The organism is Mycobacteroides sp. LB1, assembly GCF_013449725.1.
Taxonomy (GTDB): Bacteria; Actinomycetota; Actinomycetes; order Mycobacteriales; family Mycobacteriaceae; genus Mycobacterium.
Genome location: NZ_JACCFF010000001.1, coordinates 1,703,305 through 1,726,655, shown reverse-complemented (window position 1 = coordinate 1,726,655; position 23,351 = coordinate 1,703,305). Strand labels below are relative to the sequence as shown.

At 63.8% G+C, this 23,351-nt stretch carries 22 protein-coding genes; 9 read left to right on the top strand and 13 right to left on the bottom strand.

Annotated elements, in window-relative coordinates; genetic code table 11:
- Window positions 1–40: 40 nt before the first annotated feature.
- The 3 genes from MLB1_RS08405 to MLB1_RS08395 all read right to left on the bottom strand — a co-directional run bounded on the left by MLB1_RS08405 (window position 41) and on the right by MLB1_RS08395 (window position 2,243).
- The gene (locus MLB1_RS08405) at window positions 41–1,108 is read right to left on the bottom strand and encodes an NAD(P)-dependent alcohol dehydrogenase (RefSeq protein ID WP_180749198.1); all 1,068 of its coding nucleotides are present in this window, start codon (window positions 1,106–1,108) and stop codon (window positions 41–43) included.
- A complete protein-coding gene (locus MLB1_RS08400; protein WP_180749197.1) occupies window positions 1,105–1,572 on the bottom strand; it encodes a DUF4334 domain-containing protein in 468 nt (155 codons plus the stop codon). The genes MLB1_RS08405 and MLB1_RS08400 overlap by 4 nt, the downstream gene beginning before the upstream one ends.
- Before the next feature lie 74 nt (window positions 1,573–1,646).
- Window positions 1,647–2,243, bottom strand: coding sequence for a LysE/ArgO family amino acid transporter (locus MLB1_RS08395; protein ID WP_180749196.1), 597 nt, complete (start codon window positions 2,241–2,243; stop codon window positions 1,647–1,649).
- Window positions 2,244–2,314: 71 nt separating this feature from the next.
- Here MLB1_RS08395 and MLB1_RS08390 point away from each other — a divergent pair, with 71 nt between their 5' ends.
- On the top strand, window positions 2,315–3,187 hold the full coding sequence (locus tag MLB1_RS08390; RefSeq protein WP_180749195.1) for a LysR family transcriptional regulator ArgP: 873 nt from the start codon (window positions 2,315–2,317) through the stop codon (window positions 3,185–3,187).
- Window positions 3,188–3,224: 37 nt separating this feature from the next.
- Here MLB1_RS08390 and MLB1_RS08385 read toward each other — a convergent pair whose 3' ends face one another.
- Both MLB1_RS08385 and ligD read right to left on the bottom strand, forming a co-directional pair.
- Entirely contained in the window at window positions 3,225–3,635 is a 411-nt protein-coding gene (locus MLB1_RS08385) for a PPOX class F420-dependent oxidoreductase (protein WP_358145619.1), read from the bottom strand.
- Window positions 3,636–3,766: 131 nt separating this feature from the next.
- Complete coding sequence (gene ligD, locus MLB1_RS08380) at window positions 3,767–4,978, bottom strand: non-homologous end-joining DNA ligase (RefSeq protein ID WP_180749771.1); 1,212 nt, start codon at window positions 4,976–4,978, stop codon at window positions 3,767–3,769.
- Between the two features lie 120 nt (window positions 4,979–5,098).
- Between ligD and fadD2 the strand changes: the two genes are divergently transcribed.
- Together fadD2 and MLB1_RS08370 are read left to right on the top strand one after the other, a co-directional pair.
- Window positions 5,099–6,769 carry a long-chain-fatty-acid--CoA ligase FadD2 gene (fadD2, locus tag MLB1_RS08375; RefSeq protein WP_180749193.1) on the top strand — a complete coding sequence of 557 codons (1,671 nt, stop codon included), beginning with the start codon at window positions 5,099–5,101 and terminating at the stop codon, window positions 6,767–6,769.
- A 3-nt stretch (window positions 6,770–6,772) separates the two neighbouring features.
- Entirely contained in the window at window positions 6,773–8,020 is a 1,248-nt protein-coding gene (locus MLB1_RS08370) for a saccharopine dehydrogenase NADP-binding domain-containing protein (RefSeq protein WP_180749192.1), read from the top strand.
- Here the strand turns inward: MLB1_RS08370 and MLB1_RS08365 are convergent.
- The 6 genes from MLB1_RS08365 to MLB1_RS08340 all read right to left on the bottom strand — a co-directional run bounded on the left by MLB1_RS08365 (window position 8,017) and on the right by MLB1_RS08340 (window position 14,802).
- Entirely contained in the window at window positions 8,017–8,991 is a 975-nt protein-coding gene (locus tag MLB1_RS08365) for an alpha/beta fold hydrolase (RefSeq protein WP_180749191.1), read from the bottom strand. The genes MLB1_RS08370 and MLB1_RS08365 overlap by 4 nt on opposite strands.
- Window positions 8,981–11,164, bottom strand: a complete 2,184-nt coding sequence (locus MLB1_RS08360; protein WP_180749190.1) for an acyl-CoA dehydrogenase — start codon at window positions 11,162–11,164, stop codon at window positions 8,981–8,983. Before MLB1_RS08360 ends, MLB1_RS08365 begins: the two co-directional genes overlap by 11 nt.
- A 28-nt stretch (window positions 11,165–11,192) precedes the next feature.
- On the bottom strand, window positions 11,193–12,044 hold the full coding sequence (locus MLB1_RS08355; RefSeq protein WP_180749189.1) for an SDR family oxidoreductase: 852 nt from the start codon (window positions 12,042–12,044) through the stop codon (window positions 11,193–11,195).
- Window positions 12,045–12,124: 80 nt separating this feature from the next.
- The gene (locus MLB1_RS08350) at window positions 12,125–13,081 is read right to left on the bottom strand and encodes a 2-hydroxyacid dehydrogenase (RefSeq protein ID WP_371750574.1); all 957 of its coding nucleotides are present in this window, start codon (window positions 13,079–13,081) and stop codon (window positions 12,125–12,127) included.
- Complete coding sequence (locus MLB1_RS08345; RefSeq protein ID WP_180749188.1) at window positions 13,057–14,181, bottom strand: alpha/beta hydrolase; 1,125 nt, start codon at window positions 14,179–14,181, stop codon at window positions 13,057–13,059. Before MLB1_RS08345 ends, MLB1_RS08350 begins: the two co-directional genes overlap by 25 nt.
- On the bottom strand, window positions 14,182–14,802 hold the full coding sequence (locus MLB1_RS08340) for a TetR/AcrR family transcriptional regulator (RefSeq protein WP_358145605.1): 621 nt from the start codon (window positions 14,800–14,802) through the stop codon (window positions 14,182–14,184). It lies immediately after the preceding gene.
- Between the two features lie 177 nt (window positions 14,803–14,979).
- Here MLB1_RS08340 and MLB1_RS08335 point away from each other — a divergent pair, with 177 nt between their 5' ends.
- Window positions 14,980–15,561: a VOC family protein gene (locus MLB1_RS08335; RefSeq protein ID WP_180749769.1), complete on the top strand. Its 582-nt coding sequence runs from the start codon at window positions 14,980–14,982 to the stop codon at window positions 15,559–15,561.
- Here the strand turns inward: MLB1_RS08335 and MLB1_RS08330 are convergent.
- Entirely contained in the window at window positions 15,551–16,150 is a 600-nt protein-coding gene (locus tag MLB1_RS08330) for a TetR-like C-terminal domain-containing protein (RefSeq protein WP_180749186.1), read from the bottom strand. The two genes, MLB1_RS08335 and MLB1_RS08330, sit on opposite strands and share 11 nt — an antisense overlap.
- A 74-nt stretch (window positions 16,151–16,224) precedes the next feature.
- On the opposite strand from MLB1_RS08330, the gene MLB1_RS08325 reads away from it, so the two are divergent.
- From MLB1_RS08325 to MLB1_RS08315, 3 genes are all read left to right on the top strand, one after another.
- On the top strand, window positions 16,225–17,160 hold the full coding sequence (locus MLB1_RS08325) for an oxygenase MpaB family protein (RefSeq protein WP_180749185.1): 936 nt from the start codon (window positions 16,225–16,227) through the stop codon (window positions 17,158–17,160).
- A gap of 633 nt (window positions 17,161–17,793) precedes the next feature.
- Complete coding sequence (locus tag MLB1_RS08320; RefSeq protein WP_371750596.1) at window positions 17,794–19,311, top strand: sugar transferase; 1,518 nt, start codon at window positions 17,794–17,796, stop codon at window positions 19,309–19,311.
- A gap of 64 nt (window positions 19,312–19,375) precedes the next feature.
- Window positions 19,376–20,278 carry a class I SAM-dependent methyltransferase gene (locus MLB1_RS08315; protein WP_180749184.1) on the top strand — a complete coding sequence of 301 codons (903 nt, stop codon included), beginning with the start codon at window positions 19,376–19,378 and terminating at the stop codon, window positions 20,276–20,278.
- Here MLB1_RS08315 and MLB1_RS08310 read toward each other — a convergent pair.
- Window positions 20,275–21,459 (bottom strand): prolyl oligopeptidase family serine peptidase, encoded by a 1,185-nt coding sequence (locus MLB1_RS08310; RefSeq protein ID WP_180749183.1) that lies wholly within the window; start codon window positions 21,457–21,459, stop codon window positions 20,275–20,277. The genes MLB1_RS08315 and MLB1_RS08310 overlap by 4 nt on opposite strands.
- Window positions 21,460–21,720: 261 nt before the next feature.
- Between MLB1_RS08310 and MLB1_RS08305 the strand changes: the two genes are divergently transcribed.
- Both MLB1_RS08305 and MLB1_RS08300 read left to right on the top strand, forming a co-directional pair.
- Window positions 21,721–22,131 carry a DUF6188 family protein gene (locus MLB1_RS08305; RefSeq protein WP_180749182.1) on the top strand — a complete coding sequence of 137 codons (411 nt, stop codon included), beginning with the start codon at window positions 21,721–21,723 and terminating at the stop codon, window positions 22,129–22,131.
- 104 nt (window positions 22,132–22,235) lie between these two features.
- Window positions 22,236–23,237: a hypothetical protein gene (locus MLB1_RS08300; RefSeq protein ID WP_180749767.1), complete on the top strand. Its 1,002-nt coding sequence runs from the start codon at window positions 22,236–22,238 to the stop codon at window positions 23,235–23,237.
- Window positions 23,238–23,351 lie beyond the last annotated feature (114 nt).

Genomic DNA, 23,351 nt, shown 5'->3' with positions numbered 1-23,351 from the left:
ATTCTGTCGTGCGTGGCCTGCCCGGCCGCCCGCATGGCGCTCACCAGATCAGCACCGGTTTGATCGCGCTACCGGATCGTGCGTCCGCGACGGCGCGATCGATATCGCGCGCCGCGTAGGTGCTGATAAGCGATTCCATGGGGAAGCGACCCTGCGCGTGCATCTGCAGCAGTTCCGGAATGAACTCCTTTGGGTTGGCGTCCCCTTCGATGCACCCACGAATCGTCTTGCCGCCGAGCATCAGATCGTTGAGGTCGATTGTCCCGGGCGCAGCGCCCAGTCCCACCAGAACCAGTACCCCGCGTTGCCGCAGCAGGCCGAGCGCGGTGGCGATGACGCCGGGGTTGGCGGTCGTGTCGAGTGCATGGGTGGCACCGCGTGCCACCTCGGCCACGTCTTCGGCTGTCGGGTCGAGGGTGTGGGTTGCACCGAGCTCGGCGGCCTTGGCGCGGCGGGAGGCCACCGGGTCTACGGCGATGATCGTCTCGACACCGAGCGCGTGCGCGGCCATCACCGCGGCAAGGCCCACGCCACCTGCGCCGAATACGACCAGGCGTGAGTCGGAGCTGGGTGCAAGAACATTCAGCACCGCACCGGCACCCGTCTGGAATCCGCACCCGAGCGGTGCGGCGACGGCGAGGTCGGTCGACGGGTCTACGACGACGACGTTGTCGTCGGCGGCGAGGGCGTACTGGGCGAAGCTGGATTGGCCGAAAAAGGAACCGAAGAGCGGGGCCCCCTTCTGAGACAACGTCGATGAACCGTCTGCCCGCGTACCCGATAGGTTGAGCCGGGCGGAGCGCGAACAGTACGCACGTTCGCCTGCGGCGCATTGCCGACAGTGCCCGCAGCTGCGGTAACTGAGCACCACCCGATCGCCCGGTTGGATTCCGTCTACCTGGTCGCCAACCGCCTCAACGATGCCAGCGCCTTCGTGACCGAGCACGGCGGGGCCGCGAACCTGGGACTTGAAGGCCAGGTCGGTGTGGCACAGGCCGGTGGCGTGAATTTTGACCAGCACCTCGTCGGGGCGCGGCTCGTCCAGTTCCAGCTCTTCCAGGATGAAGGGAGAATCCGGCGAATGACTCAGGGCTGCAGTGATCTTCACCGGTCGCGTTCGAGGATGAAGTAGAGGTAGCTGCCGCTGGCGCGCTGGCGCTTGCCGTTCATGATGCCCATTAGGGTGTTCTCGTCGACCCGCTTGAAGTGATCGAAGACGGGCTGCCCGTCATACACCATCGTGGCGGTGAGCTCGGAGCGGAACTCGATATCCCATAGTGTCGCGCCACCGAGACTTAACTCGTTGTTGGAGAAGAGGTTTCCATCCTCGCCATAACAGACGATGGGCTCGACATCGTTGATGGATTTGAAGATCTTGCCGTACCAGCGCGCGGCCTCCAACTGACCATTCATCTTGTGCCCGGTGTGGAACTCGTCGCCCTTCCAATTGCCGAGCATCTCCTCGAGACGGACGGTATCGAGGGCCGCCCAGATTTCGTCGAGGTCAGCCGGGCTGACGTCTCGCTGGTCACGAAGTTCGGCGAAGCGGGTGCGGGCCTTCTCGGCGTCCATGATTTCTCCCAAGTCAGTTGGTTCGGGAACGACGCTAACACCGAACCAAATGGTTCGGCAAGGGCGGATTTCACTCAGTTGACCAGCAGCGAGATCCCCAGCGCGATCATCACGAGCGCAATACCGGCGTCCAGCACCCGCCAGGTTCCGGGGCGCTCGAACAACCCGGCGAGATGCCGTGCGCCATAGCCGAGTCCGACAAACCAGATGACGCTCGCGGTCAATGCGCCCGCGCCGAACAGCCAGCGCGCGTCCTGGTGCGTATTGGCGATCGACCCGAGGAGCACCACGGTGTCGAGGTAGACATGCGGGTTCAGGAAGGTGATCGCCAACGCGGTGAGAACCGCGGCGCCCAGCCGCGAGGGGTTGGACTCCGCGGGGACCAGGGTGCCCGGGCGCAGCGCGCGCCGGGCCGCGATGAGCCCGTAGCCGATGAGAAATGCCGCTCCGCCCATTGTGGCCACGGTGAGCAGGCTCGGGTTCGCGGTGATGAGCCCGCCTAAACCGCCGATCCCGGCGGCGATAAGCAGGAAGTCCCCGGTGATACAGACCGCGACGACCGGCAGCACATGCTCACTGCGGATCCCTTGGCGGAGCACGAACGCGTTCTGGGCGCCGATGGCGGCGATGAGGGACATTCCAGTGAGGAATCCAAGGAAGAGGACGGTCATCTCTGTGACGTTAGGTCCACTGTAAAATGTAGTACAGCTAATTTTTCTTACTCTAGATTAGAATTACTAATGTGAGTCTGGATTCGCAACAGCTGGTGGCCTTCGCCGCCGTCATCGAAGAGGGCAGCTTCGATGCCGCTGCGCGGAGGCTCGTCATCACCCCCTCGGCGGTGAGCCAGCGCGTCAAGGCGTTGGAGCAAGCGGTGGGCCAGGTGCTCGTTCGTCGGGAAAGGCCCTGTGTGACAACCGACGCGGGTGCCTCGCTGATGAGGCTGGCGGCTCAGGTCAGCACTCTGGAACGTGAGGCACTGCGGGAGATGGGCGCCGATGGCGCCCCGATACGCGTTGCGGTCGCGGTGAACGCCGATTCGTTCGGGACCTGGATGGGCCCGGTGTTGGCACGGGTTCCCGACGGCGTGCTGATCGATATTCGTATCGAGGACCAGGACCACTCGGCAGAGCTGCTGCGCGCAGGGGTCGTCATGGCGGCGGTGACCACCGAGCCGAAACCCATTGCGGGGTGCCGTTCCGAGGCGCTGGGCGCCATGCGCTACTTCGGGATGGCATCGCCGGGTTATGTGGAGCGGTATCTACCGGGCGGGCTGGTCGAGGCAGGGATAGACCGGGTGCGGCAAGCACCGTTGATCAGGTGGGACCGCCGTGATGCTCTCCAGGATCAGTTCCTGCGCAAGCTGTTTCGCCGGGATGTCACCGTCCCGGAGCACTATGTGCCCACGACGGGCGGAAACACCGAGGCGCTGCGGGTCGGATTGGGCTGGGGAATGATGCCCGAACAGCTGAGCCGCGATGGGCTCGTCGATGTGGCCCCGGGCCGGTATCTCGACGTGCCGCTGTACTGGCAGCATTGGAAATTCGAGTCGGTGACGCTGACCGCGATCACTGCGGCGGTACGCAAGGCGGCGGCCGTTCTGCGAGGTTCTTGAGACAGGGGCGTGCCCGGTGTTTGAGAGCTGAGCCGGATTACGGCTGCGCTGGCGCGCGGGGGGATATCTCGATGGCGAACGATGCCTGCTGACGCCGGGTTATCCAAACACCAAATTGGCTCAATGGCCCCAACAGCCAGTACTTGCGGTTGACGATCTTGCGGACCCGCGGGGTGTCTTCGAAGTTAAGGATCCGCGCGGTGCCCGCGACCATTGGAGAGTCAGCGGTGAGCTTCCCTCGAACATCGCACGGCTGCAAGGTCACGTCCGCATTCCGGCGGATGCGTTTGACCTTGTATGCGGAGACCTCTGAGAAGAAGTAGAGCTTGCCCTCGGCGGGGGCAATCCAGACCGGGGCAGAAACTGGGCTGCCGTCCTTGCGATAGCTCGTCAACGACACATAGCTGGCTCGGCCGACCACATCCCAATCCGGTGAATTCGCCGTCACAGCGCGGCCGCCCCGGACTGACGTTTCGGCATGGTGTCGGTCATTGTTGTCTCCCTTGCTCTTAGCGCCGATGCTAGGTGGCATGGCGGGGGAGCGCTCGTCAACGTGGGTTCTCCGAGGCTAACTCTCGTTCACAGGTGGGGCTGAGAGCCCCATGGCGAGTAGTCGGCGATCAATTCCTCCTGCGCGGGCCGTTGCGCCTCGGGGACGTGGACCAGATTGATCCGTACCCGATACCAGACCGAGCTCGGACCACGCATGCCGTCCAACAAGATGTCCTGTGGCTCAAGGTATTTCTCGACATCGGAGTGACGGCTGTTCCACAGCACGATCGCGGCCTCGGCTTCCGGACGGGTCTTCGTGCGGGCGATCTCGATCAAGGGCATCGTCGACTGACGCTGCCCGTCACGGGAGGCACCCTTCGGTGCCTTTTCAGCCGGACCCAGCTCCGTGGCCAACTCAAGCAGCTGATCCAGCGTGCCGGTGGCAGCTTCCCTCTCCAAGTCCATGCCTCGCCACGGATCGCCGATAGCGGCGAACCTCTCCCGGACCGTGGGCATCGTGAAGGATTCGGGACGGCAGCCCGCGACCTCGTCCCAGCGCAGCGGCGTCGACACCCGGGCGTCCGGAGTCGCACGCACCGAGTAGGCGGAGGCCACCGTGCGATCCTTCGCGTTCTGGTTGAAGTCGACGAACACTCCGTGGCGTTCCTCCTTCCACCACCGGCTGGTCGCCAGCTCCGGGGCGCGGCGCTCCACCTCGCGAGCCACCGTCTCGGCGGCCAGCCGCAGCTCCCGGAACGTCCATCGCGGTGCGACGGGCGCATAGATGTGAAAACCCCGGGAGCCGGATGTCTTGGGCCACGCGGTCAGTCCGTGGTCCTCCAGGACTCCCCGGACCACGAACGCGACATCGAGGATCTGGCTCCACGGCACCCCGGGAACCGGATCGAGGTCGATGCGCAGCTCATCGGGATGTTCCAGATCTTCGGCGCGCACCGGGTGCGGATTGAGATCGACACACCCTAGGTTGACCACCCAGGCCAGGGAGGCCGCGTCGGTGACGACAGCTTCCCTGGCGGAGGTCCCGCGCGCGTAGTGCAGTTCTGCGGAGGCGATCCAGTCCGGCCGCTTCTCGGGTACGCGCTTCTGAAACACGGCCTCCTGCGAGATGCCCTTGACGAATCGCTTCAGGATCATCGGGCGGTCGCGCACCCCACGCAGCGCGCCCTCAGCGACATCCAAGTAGTACTGGACCAGGTCGAGCTTGGTGATCCCCGAATCGGGAAAGACCATCTTGTCGGGGTGCGTGATAGTGACATCACGCCCTGCGACCTGCAGCACCACCTCCGACATGGCGTCATCGTAGGGCTGCAGACCGATTTTCCCGGGGTAGTTGGTGCCGTGCCCTCGACCGACCGGTTGGCCGTGACGCTGAGAGCGAGGTCACATAGGCTGTCGAACATGTCGATCACCGCCGAACGGCCGCTCTTCTCGAAGCTCCAGAATCTCGCGAAGCGCGGGGGTGCTGAGCTGCACTATCTCCGCAAGGTCATCGAGGCCGGGATGCTCAAGCTGGACCCGCCGAATGTGCTCGCCGCGATTGGCCGCGATCTCTACCGGTTCGGCGAGATCGGTGCTGTGCCGTCATTTGCCGCGCACCGTAGCCCCACCCAGACCGCGATAGTCGACGACGAGGGCTCCATCACCTACGCCGAACTGAACGACAGCATCAATGCACTCGCGCACGGGCTGATCCGCCTGGGCATCAAGGGCGGCGACGGGGTCGCGATCCTGGCGCGTAACCATCGCTGGTTCATCATCGCCAACTACGCCGCACACCGCGCCGGCGCCCGCGTCATCCTGCTCAACACCGACTTCTCCGGCCCGCAGACCAAAGAGGTTGCCGACCGTGAGGGCGCCCGCCTGCTCATCTACGACGCGGAGTACACCGAATTCCTGGATGGGTACAGCCCGGAGCTGGGCCGGCTGACGGCGCTGTCCACCAACCCGGAGAACCCTGACCAGGTCGCCTCCGATGACGAGACCGTCGAGTCCGTCATCAAGCGCAACAGCACGACGCCTGCGCCGCGTCCCGCGAAGTACTCGTCCTTGGTCATCCTTACCAGCGGCACCACCGGCACTCCAAAGGGTGCGCCGCGAAAGTTGGCACTCACGCTGGCGCCGGTCGGTGGCATGTTCTCGCATGTCCCGTTCCGGTCCGGTGAGATCACGTCGGTGCCCGCACCCATGTTCCATGCGCTCGGCTATCTGCATCAGAGCCTTGCGCTATCGCTGGGCTGCACCCTCATCCTGCATCGGAAGTTCAAGCCGGAGAACGTGCTTGCCGATATCGAGAAGTATCGAGTAACCGCGATCGTGGTGGTGCCCGTGATGTTGAACAGGCTGCTCAACGCCCTCGACGAGACCGAGACCAAGCCCGACTTGTCCTCTCTGCGTATCGCTTTCGTATCGGGCTCGCAGCTGGGCGGCGAACTTGCCAGCCGTGCCCTGGACACCCTGGGACCGGTGATCTACAACCTGTACGGTTCCACCGAGGTGGCGTTCGCCACCATCGCGCGCCCGCAGGACCTCGCCATCAACCCGGCCACAGTGGGGCCCGTGGTCAAGGGTGCCACCGTGAAAATTCTTGACGACGACGGAAAGCCGGTTCCGCAGGGAACCATCGGCCGGATCTTCGTTGGCAATGCCATCCCCTTTGAGGGATACACGGGCGGGGGCCATAAGCAGATCATCGACGGGCTCATGTCCAGCGGTGACGTCGGCTACTTCGACGAGCACGGGCTGCTGTATGTCTCCGGGCGCGATGACGAAATGATCGTCTCCGGCGGCGAGAACGTGTTCCCCGCCGAGATCGAGGACCTGATCAGCGGGCACCCGGATGTCGTCGAGGCCACCGCGCTCGGCGTCGACGACCCCGACTGGGGAGCGCGGTTGCGCGCCTTCGTGGTGCGCCACCCGGAGTCGACGGTAGACGCAGATGCCATCCGCGCCTATGTCCGCGACAACCTGGCCCGGTACAAGGTGCCGCGCGATGTCGTCTTCTTGGATATCTTGCCGCGCAACCCTTCCGGGAAAATTCTCAAGCGCCAGCTGCGCGAACTGGAGGTGTAGCAAATGTCTCGGGAACACGACATCGTTCTGTACGGGGCGACGGGTTACGTCGGGAAGTTGACCGCGCTCTACCTGGCCGGACGGGTCGAGGCCACCGGGGCGCGCATCGCGCTGGCCGGTCGAAATACCGAAAAGCTTGCCGCGGTGCGTGATGCGTGTGGTCCCGCGGCACGAGACTGGCCGCTGATCGAGGCCGACACGACGAGGCCGGCGACGTTAGCGGCAATGGCGGCGTCCACCCAGGTGGTCGTCACCACCGTCGGGCCGTACACGAAGTACGGGCTGCCGCTGGTGGCGGCCTGCGTGGAGGCGGGAACCGACTACGCGGACCTCACCGGTGAGGTCAACTTCATCCGGGAGAGCATCGACGTCTACGGCAAGCAGGCTGCTGATACCGGCGCCAGGATCGTGCATTGCTGCGGATTCGATTCCATCCCATCGGATCTGAGCGTGTACGCGCTGTACCGGCAGGCTCAGGAAGACGGCACCGGCGAGCTGCTTGAGACAACTTATGTGCTGAGCAAGTTCCGCGGCGGTATCAGTGGTGGTACGGCGGCATCGATGGTCGAGGTCATGGAGGCAAGCGCCGAAGACCCGGAGGTGCGCCGCAACTCTCAGGACCCGTACTCGCTGAGCCCCGACCGCCCCGCCGAGCCCGAATTGGGGCGCCAGCGTGAATTCCAAACACTCCGTGGCGAATCCATCGCGCCGGAGTTGAAGGGCAAATGGCTGGGTGCCTTCTTCATGGGACCGGTCAATACTCGGATCGTGCGGCGTAGTAACGCGCTACTGGACTGGGGCTATGGCACCCGCATGCGGTACCGGGAGGCAATGAGCCTGGGTAGTTCGGTGGTCGCTCCGGTTGCCGCGGCGGCCATAACAGGTTTTCTGACGATGGGTTTCGGGTTGGGAACGCGGATGCCGATGCCGAAGTTCATTGCCCAGCGCCTGCTGCCGAAGCCGGGCTCCGGTCCCAGCGAGCGCACCCGGGACAAGGGTCACTACCGCGTCGAGACCTACACCACGACAACCGAGGGTGTGCGGTATCGAGCGGTGATCGCACAGGAAGGCGATCCCGGGTACAAGGCAACCGCGGTACTGCTCGGTGAGAGTGCCTTGACCCTGGCGCTCGATCGCAGCGAATTGCCTGACCGGTTAGGGGTTTTGACGCCTGCGGCCGCTATGGGCGACCCGCTGCTGAAACGGCTCCGCGTGGCGTCGGGTGTGACGGTCGAAGTCGACCGACTCTAAATCGCAGCCTCGCCGGCGCCAACGGCAGCGACTCCGGTCCCCATCGCTTCGAGCACGGTGACAATCTCGTTGACCACCTCGCAGGCACGTTCATTGGGCAGCATATGGCCCGAACCGGGATACGTGCGCAGCTCCTTGGTATCAAGCATGGCCGCGATAGTGCGGGAATCACCTGCCGGAGTGAGGAAATCGCGTGCGCCCGCAAGTACCGCGACGGGCTTGCCGCGGTACGTGTACAGACCCTCGGTCAGGTCTTCGTGAAGCACCATGCTCTCGGCGGCGTCTTTGTAGCTTCGCGGGGTGCCCGAGCGGATCTGGTCCCATACCCGGCTCACGTCATAGGGTCGTGGGTCACGCCCGAACACCAGCGTCGAGATGATGGGGCGCATCAGGTAGCCCTGCTTGAGGAACCACCCCTGCGCCACGACACCGAGGACCACCGCCTTGACGACCTCGAATACCGGCGGGACCACTCGGAGTTGGTGTAGCAGCCGCCCTGCCGAGGTGGCGACGAATATCGCACCGGAAACACGTTGCGCCACGAGGTCGGGATGATGCTCTCCGAGACCCATCATCGTCATGCCACCCATCGAGTGACCGACGATCAGGATCTGTCCCGTGGGAATCTCGGTGTTGATGAAGTCGGCGACATCCGTGGACAGTTGGGGAACGTTCACGGTGCCTTCGGGCGCGGGATCCGACTTACCGTGTCCGCGATGGTCGATCCCGATGATGCGCAGCTCCGGGTTGCGTTCGTGCAGCGGCCCGGCGACGTCGTCCCATGCCTCGCGGTTTTGTGTCCACCCGTGCAGGAACAGAACTGTTACCGGGGATGAGCCGCTTGCGCGAAGACCATCGTGGCCCGCCGCACGATTTGCGGTGTCGGAGAAACCGATCCGGGTGCCATCGGAGGTGCTGAAGAAATCCTCGTGTGCACGCCAGGCGGTTTCGGTAGCGGAGTTACGGGTCACGCGGCAGTCCTAACAGTCGCTCGGCAATGATGTTCAGCTGCACTTCGGAGGTGCCGCCATAGATGGTGGTGGCGCGGCTGGCCAGAAGATAGTCGGCCCACCGTCCGGGTTCCTGCGAGGAATCGCCGATGGCACCGTCCTGTCCGAAGTGATTCACCACGAATTCGGCGTAGCCCTGTCCGGTGCGCATGCCCAGCAGCTTGGAGACAGCGGCCGAAGGCATGGGGTCACCGCCGGCGAGGGTCAGGAGTGTGGAGCGCAGGTTCAGCAGCCTCACCCCGTGTCCTTCGGCGATGAGCTGCCCCGCCCGGTCACGCGCGACCTCGCTGAGCTCGTGCTCACCGACGAACTTCACCAGATCATCCAGGCTCGCCAGGAACGGCAGATCGGAACTGCCGATCGAAACCCGTTCCGCCGTAAGGGTGTTACGGCTGACCTCCCAGCCACGGTCCACCTCGCCGACAACCAGCTCATCGGGCACGAACACATCGTCGATGAAGACCTCGTTGAACAGCGCGCCACCGGTCATCTCGCGCAGCGGCCGTACGGTGACGCCCTCGCTCTTCATGTCTATGAGGAAGTAGGTGATGCCATTGTGTTTAGGGGCGCTTGGGTCCGTCCTGGCCAGGCAGGCGCCCCAGTCGGCGAACTGGGCCACCGAGGTCCAAATCTTCTGGCCGGTGAGACGCCAGCCGCCGTCCACCTTGACCGCCTTGGTGGACAGAGCCGCGAGGTCCGACCCGGCACCGGGCTCGGAAAACAGTTGGCACCAGATCATTTCGCCGCGGAAAGTGGGAGGCAGGAACCGCTCCTTCTGCTCCTCGGTGCCGTACGCGACGATGGATGGCACCAGCCAGGTGGCGATGCCCAACTGGGGCCGGCGCACCTTTCTGGTGAGGAATTCCTGCGAGATGATGACCTGCTCGATGGGCGAGGCGGCCCGTCCCCACGGCACGGGCAGGTACGGCAGCACCCATCCGCCTTCGGCGATGGCCGCGTTGCGCTTGCCGGACGGGATCTCCTTCAGACCGGCGACCTCGGCACGAATCTCTTCGCGTAGGGCCTCGGTTTCCGGTGCCAGGTCGATATCAACCTTGCGCAGTCCGTGCTCGAGGGCCGTGCGAACCACACCCGCCGGTGCGCCGCCGGAACGGCCCAGGGCCGCAATGAGACCCAGTGCCCTGCGGTAGTAGATGTGGGCATCGTGCTCCCAGGTGTAGCCGATACCGCCGTGCACCTGGATGCAGTCCTGAGCGCACTGCTGGGCCGCCGCCGGGGCGAGTGTCGCTGCCACTGACGCCGCGAACTCCACCACCCCGGGTGTTTCGTCGGCGTCATCGAGAGCGCGGGAGGCATCCCACACGGCCGCGGTGGCGCGCTCGGTGAGGGCCGCCATGGTGGCGCACTTGTGCTTGATGCCCTGGAACTGCCCGATGGGTCGGCCGAATTGTTCACGCACCTTTGCGTATTCGGATGCGATATCGGTCGCCCAGCGGGCGACACCGACGGCCTCGGCGGACACAATCGTGGAGATGATGCTGGTGGCGCGAGCGTCGGTGAGGTTGGCCAGTACGCGATCGGCGGGAACCTGCGCCCCGGCCGCCGTCACATGCGCGACCGGTCGCAGCGGATCGACGCTCTGCTGCGGGTCGAGGGTGACGTCATCGGCGCTCAGGACCACCCACACGCGATCGGTGCCGACAGAGACTGGAGCCACCACGTAGGCCGCCGATACCGCCGATGGCACCGAGCGTGCCTGTCCATCGATGGTGAGACCGTCGCCGGAAGGCGTTCCGGTGAACAACGAGCCTGCGGAGAAGGTGGCGATGGATGCGCCCGAGGCCAGATCGTTGAGTAGCGGATGGTTGGCATCGTGGGCGCTGATGAGGGCGCTGGCTATCACCGAGGGAACGAACGGTCCGGGTACGGCGCCTCGTCCGAACTCGGCCACCACAATCGCCAATTCGAGCGCGCCAAATCCTTGGCCACCAACAGACTCGGCGAGGTGAACAGACGTAAGACCCTGATCGGCGGCGGCCTTCCAGAACGGGGGCGGCCACGGCAGCGGCGTCTCAAGCGTCTCGTGGAGAAGTTCGGAGGGCACAACACGTTCGACGAACGCATGTGCGGAATCCGCGAGTGCTACATGCTCACTGTTGATGGCGATCGGCATCGAATCGATTCCTTACTCTTTTGTCGAACTATTCGGAGCTGGGCTCGCTATGGCCGGCGCGGTCTTCGTAGGCCTTGCGGGCCTCCGAGCCGTGCGCGGCGAGCATGAAGTTCTCGATGCCGAGCTTGCGGGTCAGGAACTTACCGGTACTGCGCGGCAGCACCGACAGGGTCCGGTACATGCCGCCGAACGTCTTGGGCACGAACACGGGAAAGGTGCCCTTGCGAACAGCCTTGACGACGGCATTAGCAATATCTTCCGGCTCAACGGTTTTCAGCAGCCAATGCTTGTCCAGGCCGGAGATCAGTTCGGTATTGACCATCCCGGGCATCACGCACACCACTGAGATTCCGTCCGGCTCGTACTCGAGGCTCAAGGTCTCGCTGAGGCCGACTACGGCATGTTTGGTTGCACAGTAGGTCGCCAACCCGGGGAAACCTGCCTTGCCCGCTGCCGAGGCGAGGTTGACGATCGCGCCGCCTCCGCGCGGTTTCATCCGTGTGATGGCGAGTTGGCTGCCCCACATGACGCCGCGCACGTTGATATCGAGCTGGCGCTGGATGGAGTCGAGTGACTCCTCGTCGAACGGGGTGATCGGCATGATGCCCGCGTTGTTGACGATCACGTCGACGGGCCCGATAGTGGCTGCGACGGTGTCGAAGAAGGCCTCGAAGCTGCCGTGATCGGTGACGTCGAGCGGAAGGCCGATCGCACCGTTTCCGATCTCGGCAGCGGTGTTCTCACACAGCTTCTTGTCGATATCGCCGATCGCCACCTTTGCGCCTTCGGCGGCGAAAGCCGTGGCTATGGCCCGGCCGATTCCGCGTGCTCCGCCGGTGACGGCGACGACCTTGCCCGCGAGTTGCACGGCTGTTCCCATTCGTCCTCCCACGCCATTGTGGTTTCGTTGTACGAATCTTCTTTACGAATACTGCCTAGTGTAAATCTTAGGGCGCTAGCCTAGCGCACGCGGTCAGCTAGCGGCATCCCCTCATGTATACGCCGGCAGTTGTCGATCGCATGGTTGAGGTAGCGCGTAATGGTGTCGGCGGTGAACCAGGTGACATGCGGCGTGAGCACCACATTGGGCAGTGCCAGCAACGGGTTCTGCGATGAAACAGGTTCTTGTGCAAAGACATCCAACCCGGCTGCGGCAAGTGGGCCGTATTGCAGGGCGTTGACCAGTGCCACCTCGTCGACGATAGCGCCGCGGGAGGTGTTCACCAAGACCGATCCGGGTTTCATCCGGGCGAGGGCCGCGGTGTCGAGCAGACCGGTGGTCTCCGTGGTCAGCGGCAGATGCAGCGAGACGATATCGCTGCTGGTCAGCAGGTCATCCATGCCGCGCCAGCCGGTACTGCCGTCGTCGCCGGTGCTCGTGTGCAGCACGTCGGCTCCTATGGCCCGCAGGATCCGTTCCAGGGTCTTGGCGATATTGCCGTAGCCAACCAATCCGACTGTGCAGGAACTGATATCGCGCACGGTGTCGCCGAGCGATTGATCGGTGGGCCAACCCCGCCCGGCCCGGGTTTCCCGGTCCAGCCGCGGCAGCTGCCGCAGCGCCGCCAGCATCAGCAGGAGGGTGCCCTCGGCGACCGATGGGGCGTTGGCCCCGGGCATATTCGCGACGGCAACTCCCTGTGCGGTCGCGGTGTCCAGTGCGATGGTGTTTACCCCGGCGCCGAACTTATGGATCAGCCGCAGCCGTTCACCCTTCGCGATGTCGTCGGCGGACAGTGGACGGAGCACATGCCATAGCACCTCGGCGTGCGGCAGCTCGGCGTAGAAGGCGTCGTCGTCATCCTCGGCGCAGAAATGTACGTCGAGCCAATCGGCATGCGGTGCAAGCTGTTCGCGAACCCTGGGACCGCCCGGAAAGTGGGCGAGAACTCTCAGCCCCACCGCTTGCTTGCCCACTCTGTGATGGTATCGGCCTGCTCCTTGCGAGCGCCCGGGTTCTGGAAGTAGTGGTCGGCGTCGATGGAGGCCTGGGACTTGTCGGTTGAGCCCAGGGCGTCGTAGATGCGTTGGGCGTCCGACGGGAAGACTCCGGTATCGCCATCGGCGTTGATGACGAGCGCCGGGACGCTGACATCGGCCAGATGTGGTTCCGCGCGGGTCTGGGCATGAGAAAGGCTCCACATACCGAGCCAGTTCTTCAGCGTGGTGGCGCAACCGATTCCGAATGTCGAGCGGTTGGCCTTCACGGGCACTCCCGCGTAGCACAGGTTGGCCGGGCGCTTCGTGGGCTCCAGCGTGGGATCGACCATGCGCGGGTCGGCCCAGGTGCGGTGCACGGTGAAGGCGCTGTCGCTAAAACCGGCCGCGCGCACCCGCGCGAGCTCGTCGACAGCCCAGGCGGTGATCCGGTGATTGCGTGCCACCTGTGCCTCGCGGTAGGCGGCGACGAATTCGGGGGAGTAGGCCGGCCCGTTCTGCTCGTTGAACAGATCGAGTGCCGGGTCGGTGGAGGCCGGATCGCTCTCATCGATCACCGAGGCGTCCATCCAGTCGGTCAGGACATCGGGACGGCCGAGGTGTGCGGCGCTGGCGACATAGCCCGCAGCTGCGGGCAGGCTGTCGAGACCTTCGGCCGGACGCATGCCCGCCAGTGGCGTCACCTTGGGAGCCACCGCTTGCGACTGGTATGCAGACATCAGCGATCCGCCACCCGAATTGCCCAGCAGCAAGACGGTTTCCACACCGGCCTGCTCCTGCAGCCAGCGGACGCCCACGCCGATGTCGACCAGCGCGTGGTCGAGCAGGAAGTGACTTTCGAATCCGCGAAATCGGGTATTCCAGCCCAGGAATCCGTACCCATGGCGGGCCAGGTATTCAGCGATGTAGTGCTCGGAGAAATCGATCTGATAGTGGGTGGCGATGAAGGCAATTTTGGGCTTGGTCCCGGCCGCCCGGTGGTACAGACCCTGGCACGGATGCCCGCCGGCGCCGTTGCGCCCGGCGGTTGGCGAGGGCAACCCGATGAACTCTCGCTCGACGGTCAATTCGGTGGGCATTCAGCAGACCTCCTTGGAATAGATGGCGCGGTAACAGATTCCGGCCAGGGTGTCGATGCAGGCATCGTCGTCGACGTTGGCGGCATTGCCCTGACTGAGCTGGTGGTAGGCGAACTGGTTCATCATCGAGACGATCGCGGTGGCCATGAGGTGCGAATCGTTGCCGGGGCTGTAGCCGTCGCGCTGTGCGCGCTTGATGGTGGTGGTGAGGAAATCGATGGGTTCGGAACATATTTGGCTCCAGAACTCGGCGAATTCGGCATTGATCATGGCCAGCTGCGACACGCTGATCATCTCGGCCAGCTGGTGGCGCCAGGTGAGCCAGTGCGCCGTGGCGATGTCACGTGCGCGCTGTTTATCCGTCTGCGCCCGTGGCTCCGCTACAAGCGAAGACACCCGCTGCTGAGCCTCGGTACGAAATCGCATGGCCCACTGCGCGACCATCGCTTCTTTGGAGTCGTAATAGTTGTAGAACGATGCCGTGGATCGGCCGGCCTCCGAGGCGATATCGGCGACGGTGGCGGCGAGGATTCCCTTGCGGGCAATGACAGTTCGTGCGGCCTCGTCGATGGCGGCCTGCGTTTGACGGCCTCGTGCGGTGGGCTGGACCGGTTGAGTCACGCAGCGCCTCCACTTCATTCGGCGAGCAGACGCTTAGTGCACAGGGATCGCTGGATATGTGTGCATTACGTGTCTGCTCGGCAGGGTATTGACCCGTTTCTGAATCTGATGTTAGATTCAGGTTAGCGTAAAACGCAAGGCGATCATGTGGTCGGATCAAGGAGGCTCCCCATGACGATGATCAAACCCAACAACCCCAACTCCGAATTCGAGTTCGGTGGTTTCAACCATGTGGCGCTTGTGTGTTCGGATATGGCGCGCACCGTGGACTTCTACACCAACGTGCTGGGCATGCCGCTCATCAAGTCGCTCGACCTGCCCATGGGGCAGGGCCAGCATTTCTTCTTAGATGCCGGCGGTGGCGACAGTCTGGCCTTCTTCTGGTTCAAAGACGCGCCGGATGGAATTCCGGGGATATCGGCCCCCGCGGCCATTCCGGGAATCGGTGACATCGTGAGCGCGGTCAGCTCCATGAACCATATCTCGCTGCACGTTCCTGCCGAGAAGTTCGACGAGTACCGCGTCAAGCTCAAGGCCAAGGGCGTACGGGTGGGGCCCATCCTCAACCACGACGAGAGCGAGTTCCAGGTCTCGAGGGAGCTGCACCCGGGCGTGTACGTGCGGTCGTTCTACTTCCTCGATCCGGACGGCATAACACTTGAGTTCGCCTGCTGGACAAAGGAGTTCACCGCCGCGGATATAGGTGTTGCGCCGAAGACGGCCGCGGAGCGCACCCCGCGGGAAATCGCTAACGCCTGATCGGTTCCAGGAGTCGGGTGAGTATTTCGGCGAGTTCTTCTGTGCCCAGGTTCAGCTGGCCGGATACCCAGGCGGCCAGCGTCTGCCCGACGCCGCCGACCGCGAAATAGGCTGCAGCGCGCATTGATTCGTCGTTGGCGAGCTGATAAGTCTTGTTCAGGTGTTGGCCGGAGAGGGTCGCGAACAGCTGCTCGGCGGCGCTGCGACGTTGTGCGATAACCGAATTAGCCGAATTGCTGCCGAAGAGTAGGCGGCCTATCCGAGGGTCCTCGGCGATGGCGTGCACGATATTGGCGATACCTGCCGCAGTCTTCCCGCGTAACGGCGCGGCGTCTACGGCCTTTTGTGTTGAGGTGGCGACCTGGCCGATCACACCGTCGTACACCTGCGCAGTCAGTTCGTCGAGGTCGGTGAAATTCTCATAGAAGTACCGCGCCACCACACCTGCCTGCTTGCACACGCCGCGGACCGTCAGGTTCGGTGCGGGACCGGACGTGAGCAGGTCAAGGCCGGCCTCCAAGAGTCGGTTCCGGCGCTCGGCCCGGCGATCTGGAGCCTCCACGCCCCCGTACACCCGCGATGACGTCACCCATACATCTTGACAGCCGGACACACTCTGGACGATATTTGAGAACAAGCGTTCGCAGATATAAGGGGTCAACGATGACGATCGAACGGGCACTGGACATAGGCGAGCAGGCTGTTGGCGATGGCGGACCTGGCTCGCGTACCCGTCGCAACGAGCCGGTGCCACCGGTCGCGCGTCTCTCGCCGTGGTGGTCCTGGCGGCGTCAGCCCACGATGGTCGACAACATGATGGGGTTGGCCCTGTTGGCGGGTCCGGCCAACGTCATCATGCAGTTGGCGCGCCCCGGCGTGGGGTATGGCGTGGTCGACAGCAAGGTCGAGAGCGGCCGTGCCGATCTGCATCCCGTCAAGCGAGCCCGCACCACCTTCACCTATCTGGCGGTCGCGACGATGGGCTCCCCCGAGCAGAAGGCCGCATTCCGGAAGGCGACCAACCGGTCACACGCGCAGGTGCGTTCGGCCCCCGAAGACGCGGTGCAATACAACGCCTTCGACCCCGACCTGCAGAAGTGGGTCGCGATCTGCCTCTATAAGGGATTCGTCGACGTGTACGAGGCATTCGTGGGTCCGATGACGGCTGATATGGCCGAGCGGTGTTTAAAGGATGGCGCCGTCATGGGAACCACGCTGCAGATGCCCCTGGCGATGTGGCCGAAGTCGTGCGAGGAGTACGACACGTATTGGGAGCAGTCGTTGGACCTCGTTCACATCGACGATCACGTGCGCCCGTATCTGTACCGGATCGCGTCGGCGGCAGTCGCGGTGCCGCCTTTCCTGCGTCGGCCGGTGGGTACCTTCTCGCGACTCATGACGACGGGATTCCTTCCGCAGAAGTTCCGGGACGAGATGCGGCTGCCCTGGAGCCCGTCGCACGAGCGAACCTTCGGGGCCATCATCGCGGTCCTGGCGATGATGAATCGTCTGCTGCCCAACGCGCTGCGGCGTTTCCCGTTCAACGCCCTGATGATCGATCTCAACTGGAGAATTCGCACCGGCCGCGACCTCGTCTAAACGCTATTGAGCTAACAAGCGTATCCAGTTAGCGGTGTGGTGTGGAACACATCGGACCGCTAACCGTGTGGTTATAGCCGTTACCAGATGTATTTGGAATCCCCGTCTACTTGCGAGCAAACCTGTCAGTTCATGATCGGGTATCTGGTGGCTGTTCTGGACAGACTGCTGCGTGCTGGCAAACATGTTGCACAGCGGCCAGGATTAAGTCAGCTTTCTCATTGCTGGACCATCGCTACGTAACGTCGGGGCGAGCTAAGTATGTACTTGATGAACTTTTTATTGACATGACAGAGTTCTGTATTTGTCCAGTTCAAGGCGCTTGCTGCCGCGATATGACCCTTCCTGGGATAAGTACCAGCTGTACATTTACCACCGAGCCTCGTGAGCTCAATCACAATTGCCCACCTTCGTGGGTGAGATGTTGCCCGAGGGCGAATCTGTGGATACATTTCGTTCCGAACGAAACTGGTAACGGGCGTTTACCCCTTTAGCGCCGCCACCGATCCGAGTCGTTCGCGCGATGGTTGTCATTGCAGGGCTGTGCGGAATCTCCCGCACCCGATGCTCCATGACACGAGCTGCTTGATTTTGCTGTTGGGATTGTTCTGAGAGGACACGCTCGTGGTCGCGGTGAACGAAGGCTCGCCTGCGCCTACTCGGCTGAGGGGCCGGGTCGGCAGCGTGCGCAGGCCGCGCCGGTCGGAAGCGTCAGTCGGCCACGTCTCGGCGGGGCATCGCGCGGCGCATTGGGGAGACCGTTACACCCGCTGGCTGCTGACCACGGACACCCTGATCGTCGCGGTTGCCGGCTGGACCTGGATTGAGCTGCGCAACGCCACCAACCCGATGACTCCCGCCGAGCTGTGGATCAGGATCGGGTTCTTTTGCTACTGGGCACTGTTACTGGGCGTGTACCGCAGCAGGGACCCGTACCTCATGGGCAGCGGTGGCGAGGAATACCAGCGGGTGCTGCGCGCGACGTTCCATATGTTCGGCCTGTTCACCATCGTCAGCGTGCTGTTCAAATTCAACGTCTCGCGTTTCGCGATGGGGATGTCCCTCATCGTCGGAATCGTCTTCCTGCTGCTCAACCGGAAGCTCAGTCGCAGTTGGCTTAATCGGCAGCGTGCCCGCGGCAAGCAGATCTTCAAGGTCGTGGTGCTTGGCGGTGACGCCGCAGCGCTCAACCTGGCCGAGAACTTCGGGCGCGACACCGCGCTCGGGTACCGCGTCGTCGGCGTGTGCGTCCCCGGGTATCTCGGCGCGCCGGGCCAGAACATCGAGGTCGTCGACCGGGTGATTCCCATCCTGGGTTCGGAGGACCGCATCGTCGCAGCGGTGATGGAGGCAGGCGCGGATACCGTGGCGGTCACCGCCACCGAACAGCTCGGTCCGGAGAAGATGCGCGAGCTCGCCTGGCGCCTCAGTGAGATCGGGGTCAACCTGCTGGTGTCACCCGGCGTGTTCGACGTCGACCAGCCGCGGGTACGGGTGCGTCCGGCCGGGTCGATGCCGCTGATTCATCTCGCAGAGCCCCAGTACGAGGGTGCTTCTCGGCTACACAAGGTTCTCTTCGACCGGCTCGGCGCCCTGCTGCTCATCATTGGATTCAGTCCCGTCCTGCTGGCCTGCGCCCTTGCGGTGAAGCTGGAGTCGCGCGGACCGGTGTTTTACACGGCCGAGCGCATCGGCGTGCGATCCAACCCCTTCCGCATGATCAAGTTCCGGTCCATGGTGGCCGGCGCGGATCAGATGGTCGCTACGCTGATGACCCAAAATGACGGCGCCGGACCGCTTTTCAAGATGCGTGAGGATCCGCGGGTCACCCTGGTGGGCCGGTTCTTGCGCCGCACCAGCCTCGATGAACTGCCCCAGCTGTTCAATGTGCTGCGCGGTGAGATGAGCCTGGTGGGCCCGCGGCCGCCACTGCGCCGCGAGGTGGAGGAGTACACCGACGTCATCAAGCGTCGCCTGCTGGTCAAGCCCGGTATGACCGGTCTGTGGCAGGTCAGCGGACGGTCGGACCTGCCGTGGGATGAGGCGGTGCGTCTGGACCTGTCGTACGTCGAGAACTGGTCCATGGTGTCCGACGTGTCGATCTTGTGGCGCACATTCCGTGCGGTGGCGCGCAGCGACGGGGCCTACTAGCTCGTCATCGCTGCGCCCATGCATGTCAAGCTGGTTGTCACACTTGGGGAGTACGCTCGCGGCCATGCGCACCGATCGGGACACCTGGGACATCAACACAAGCGTCGGCTCGACCGCCCTATTCGTGGCGGCCAGTCGGGCGCTTGAGGCCACGAAACCTGCTCCTCTGGCGGTCGACCAGTACGCGGAGGTGTTCTGCCGTGCCGCGGGCGGGGAATGGTCCGACCTCGTCGCGGGCGGCGTGCCCGAACACCCGTTACGTTCCGAGGAATTCGGGCAGTATTTCGTGAGCTTCCAAGGGGCTCGCACACGTTACTTCGACGCGTACTTCGGTAGGGCGATTGCGGCGGGGGTAAAGCAAGTGGTGATCCTGGCCTCGGGGCTGGACTCGCGGGCCTACCGGCTCGACTGGGCTCCGGAGACGACGATCTTCGAGCTCGACCAGCCTCTGGTGCATCAGTTCAAACGCGAGGTGCTCGCGGAGCACGGCGTCGACGCCAAGGCGACCCGCCAGGAGATCTCTGTTGACCTCCGCGAAGACTGGGGTAAAGCGCTACAGGACAAGGGCTTCGATCCGTCGGCTCCTTCGGCGTGGATTGTTGAAGGACTGCTGATCTACCTGCCTGCAGACGCTCAGGAACGACTCTTCGAGTCCATCGACGAGCTCGCAGCTCCGGGTAGCTTCGTGGGTATCGAGCAGATGACGACCTACGCCGACGTGGTCTTCGACATGCTGGTGGCGGGCGCCAACGAAAATGGCGACCAGGCGAATTCGGATTTCTTCTCGCTGATCTACAACGAGCAGCGCAGTGAGGCCAGAACCTGGTTCCATTGCCATGGTTGGGATTCGGAACGAACCGAGCTGTTGGACTTCCTTCAGCAGTCCGGACGTGCGCTGCCACCGCCGACCGAGGGCGCCTGGTACATGTTCAACTCGATAAGTCTGGTATCGGCCGTCAAGGGCTAGGTGTTCAGATACCGGCCCAGGAAGTCGGTCATGTGATGCAGATAGTCGCCCTGATTCACATGCAGTAGGTGATTTCCGGGGAACCAGTGCAGCGCACAGCGATCCCAGTGTTCCCACAGCATTTCGGCTTGCTCCGGGGGCGCTAGGCGATCGCCCAGCCCGGTGATGATCAGACGTCGCTCCTTGGGCACCACCGGCTGATAGGTGAGCGGTGACGAGTAGGACAGCGCTCCGTTGAGCTGGTCCTGATCCAGGTGACCGAGTTTGGTGGCGAGCTTGATCATGGGTTCCGCCGGAATCCAGCTATGCAGCAGTGATTTCACGTCCACCACGGGGACATTGGGAATGGTGACATCGATTCGGGGCTCGACGGTAGAGATCAAGCCGGTGGTATAACCGCCGAGGGACAACCCGGTGAGTCCGATCTTCTCAACTCCGGTGCCGCGCAGGTAGTTCACGAATATCCGGAAGTCGTGCACGGCCTGGCACATTGATTCGGAGAAGCCGGTGAACCCGTGGCTGAAGTATCCGGCCCCGCTGAACGGCGAAAACTTCTCGGCACGCCGTCCATGAAAAGGTAAGGTGTACAACAGAACATCGTATCCATTGCGGAAGAACCAGGGCAACGTGAAGAACACCCCGTTCAGCAGATACGGTGACCCGAAGAACCCATGGATCACGCACAGGGTGGGGCGTGGCCCGTCGTCATGCCGCCAGTGCTGGGCGCGGGCAATGCTATTGTGCGGGAAGCGTTTCCAATAGTCGCCCAGGGCGGGGTTGCGCGCCTGGTAGGGGCTCTCGAAATCCAGGTTCTCGACGGTGCCCTTCGCGAATGCTTGTGCCACCGGGCCTGCGGGGCGGGAGAAGACCACAGGCGTGGACTCCGGTGCCGGGAAGGACAGATTGGCATCGCCCATGGCGGCGAGCTCGCCGTAAAACGCCAGATTATCGCGCTCGCGGGCCACGAACTCCCGGTCGAGGACGATGCTCGGGGCCACGACTCCGATGACCGACAGCGCGCCGACGGTGCGTAGGGCGATATCGGTGAGTGCGGAGGCTTCGGTCAGTGTGCGTTCCCGCAGGGTCAAGTCACCGGGGCGGGGCAGCCGGGGACTCGCTGTCGGCGCTGGCCGCGGGGTGATTCGTGGCCGTCCCACAGGTTCCGATAGCTCCGCTGTCATGAGTGTCCCTCCGGCACGGTGCTAGCCACGCTGCTAGCTCACAGCGAATGCTAGGCCACGGCAAAGGATGTCACCACAGGTACCGGCATCGGCATGGCGAATCCGGGGAAGCCTGGAGACGATGCCCGGACTACACACAAGGAGTAGCTGCCGACGGTTCACGGGCAGCACAAATAACGTTTACGTTTCGTCTAGTTTCGACAATAAAACTTGTGTAGTCAACCCCTTGTGCTGGCCCAGTGGCGGGTTCAGAGTGAAGGTATGTCCGAAGCATGGATTGAGGGTTGTCCAGTCCAGCGGATCATGTTCCGCGACGGATTGGTAATCAGCATGGGTGACTACAACGAGGTGGTTGTCGGCGTGCCGATGTGGCTCACGCTGCCCCCGGCAGGGAGGTGGCCACGGGAAATCGTCTGCGTCGATCCGAAGGCAGTCCTGGATGAGGAGCGTCCGCTCTTCAACATCTCGGGTTCTACATGTACCGAGGCCAGGTGGAACGACCAGGGTGACCTGCACATGGAGTTCTCCGACGACCATGTGATCGACGTGCCGCATGACGACTTCGACACGGCGTGGGAGATCTACGGCAAGTACCACGGGTATGTGGCCAGCCTGCCGCGCGGCAAGGTCCGGGTGGTACGCCACGATGTGCCGGAGGAAGCCGGGGCTTAACCGGTTTCTCCCCGATCGAACCCGATGGCGGGTTGGTTCGTGGTTACTGCGTGAGACTTCTCGCGGTGGCATATGCGTCAGCGGTACTCGCGACGGCCGTAGGAGTGAATGCTCCGCCGGGGCCGTCCGTGCGCAGCGCAGGGTTCGACGTCGATCTCACCGCGGCGTCGGTGCAGCCTCCGCCCGGCGCATTGATTACCCAGTTCTTGGCCAACCAGGTGCAGAACTGCTCGCTGATCTGTCCCTTCGTCGTCCAAGGTGCCGTCCAGGTGCCGACGGCGGTTCTGCTGTCGCCGGGGACGTTTGTGACGCAGCTGCAGTCCGGTCAGCCGCTGGTACAGGCGCTCGGATTGACGGGCGCGACGGTGAGCGGCGCGGCCAACGATGTGTGGACCGGGCTCATCCGCACCGATCTGGATCAGGTGGTGCCGCGTACACAGTTCGGTACCGAGGTGATCGCGGTGGGGCTCGTGCGGATCGGGGAGGCGGCGCTCACCCAGCCCGGCCAGCTCCCGGGGGTTCTTGGGCAGGCGCGCTCCGATCTCTTTGACGCGTTGACCAACCCGCCGGGGCCGGAGTCGGTGCCCGTCGTACACACGCCGTTAGAGGCGGCCGCGGTGCGCGGCACTGAGGTCTTTTGGGCGGTGGCGTTTCATTCGACAGAGCAGCTCACGCTCGTCGTGACGCGGGTGCCCAATGCATTTCTCACGACGTTGGGCAGCACGGGAAATGTTGCGACGGCGGTGCAGGCGACGGGGGAGGCGGTGGCGACAACGGTCGCGGAATCGGTCGCGCCGATCCGTGAAGCGCTGACCAGGCCCATCCCGATCACGCCGCGTGCGGCCGCCACGACAACGGAAGCCAAAGAAGCCACCCCGCAGACGAAAACGCCCACAGTGCGGCCCGGCCTAAAGCCGAAGCAGCAGACGATGTTGACGAAGGCGCCGGCCGTGACGTCGAAACCCGAGCCTGGGATGTCCACGACGACCAAGCAGCCGAACGTGATGCGCGGGCTGGGCGGGGCAATCAGGAAGGTGCTGGGAGACGTCTCGGGGAAGAAGCCGAGCGTCCCGGATAAACCCGCGAAGAAACCTACGGGCGACTAAACCCCACGTTCGACCAGTTGGCCTCCTAGCGATCTCCAACCGACGGTCCAATCAATTTCCAACGGCGCTGCGCAAGATCGGTTTGTGTCAGCGGCGTGGGCGTCGCTGCGCGCC

Bases quoted from the DNA above. Each gene is read 5' to 3' on its own strand.
- MLB1_RS08360 (WP_180749190.1), bottom strand. From the start codon at position 11,164: ATGCCGATCGCCATCAACAGTGAGCATGTAGCACTCGCGGATTCCGCA.
- MLB1_RS08325 (WP_180749185.1), top strand. From the start codon at position 16,225: ATGACGATCGAACGGGCACTGGACATAGGCGAGCAGGCTGTTGGCGAT.
- MLB1_RS08395 (WP_180749196.1), bottom strand. From the start codon at position 2,243: ATGACCGTCCTCTTCCTTGGATTCCTCACTGGAATGTCCCTCATCGCC.
- MLB1_RS08335 (WP_180749769.1), top strand. From the start codon at position 14,980: ATGATCAAACCCAACAACCCCAACTCCGAATTCGAGTTCGGTGGTTTC.
- MLB1_RS08345 (WP_180749188.1), bottom strand. From the start codon at position 14,181: ATGCCCACCGAATTGACCGTCGAGCGAGAGTTCATCGGGTTGCCCTCG.
- MLB1_RS08400 (WP_180749197.1), bottom strand. From the start codon at position 1,572: ATGGACGCCGAGAAGGCCCGCACCCGCTTCGCCGAACTTCGTGACCAG.
- MLB1_RS08370 (WP_180749192.1), top strand. From the start codon at position 6,773: ATGTCTCGGGAACACGACATCGTTCTGTACGGGGCGACGGGTTACGTC.
- MLB1_RS08310 (WP_180749183.1), bottom strand. From the start codon at position 21,459: ATGACAGCGGAGCTATCGGAACCTGTGGGACGGCCACGAATCACCCCG.
- MLB1_RS08315 (WP_180749184.1), top strand. From the start codon at position 19,376: ATGCGCACCGATCGGGACACCTGGGACATCAACACAAGCGTCGGCTCG.
- fadD2 (WP_180749193.1), top strand. From the start codon at position 5,099: ATGTCGATCACCGCCGAACGGCCGCTCTTCTCGAAGCTCCAGAATCTC.
- MLB1_RS08305 (WP_180749182.1), top strand. From the start codon at position 21,721: ATGTCCGAAGCATGGATTGAGGGTTGTCCAGTCCAGCGGATCATGTTC.
- MLB1_RS08355 (WP_180749189.1), bottom strand. From the start codon at position 12,044: ATGGGAACAGCCGTGCAACTCGCGGGCAAGGTCGTCGCCGTCACCGGC.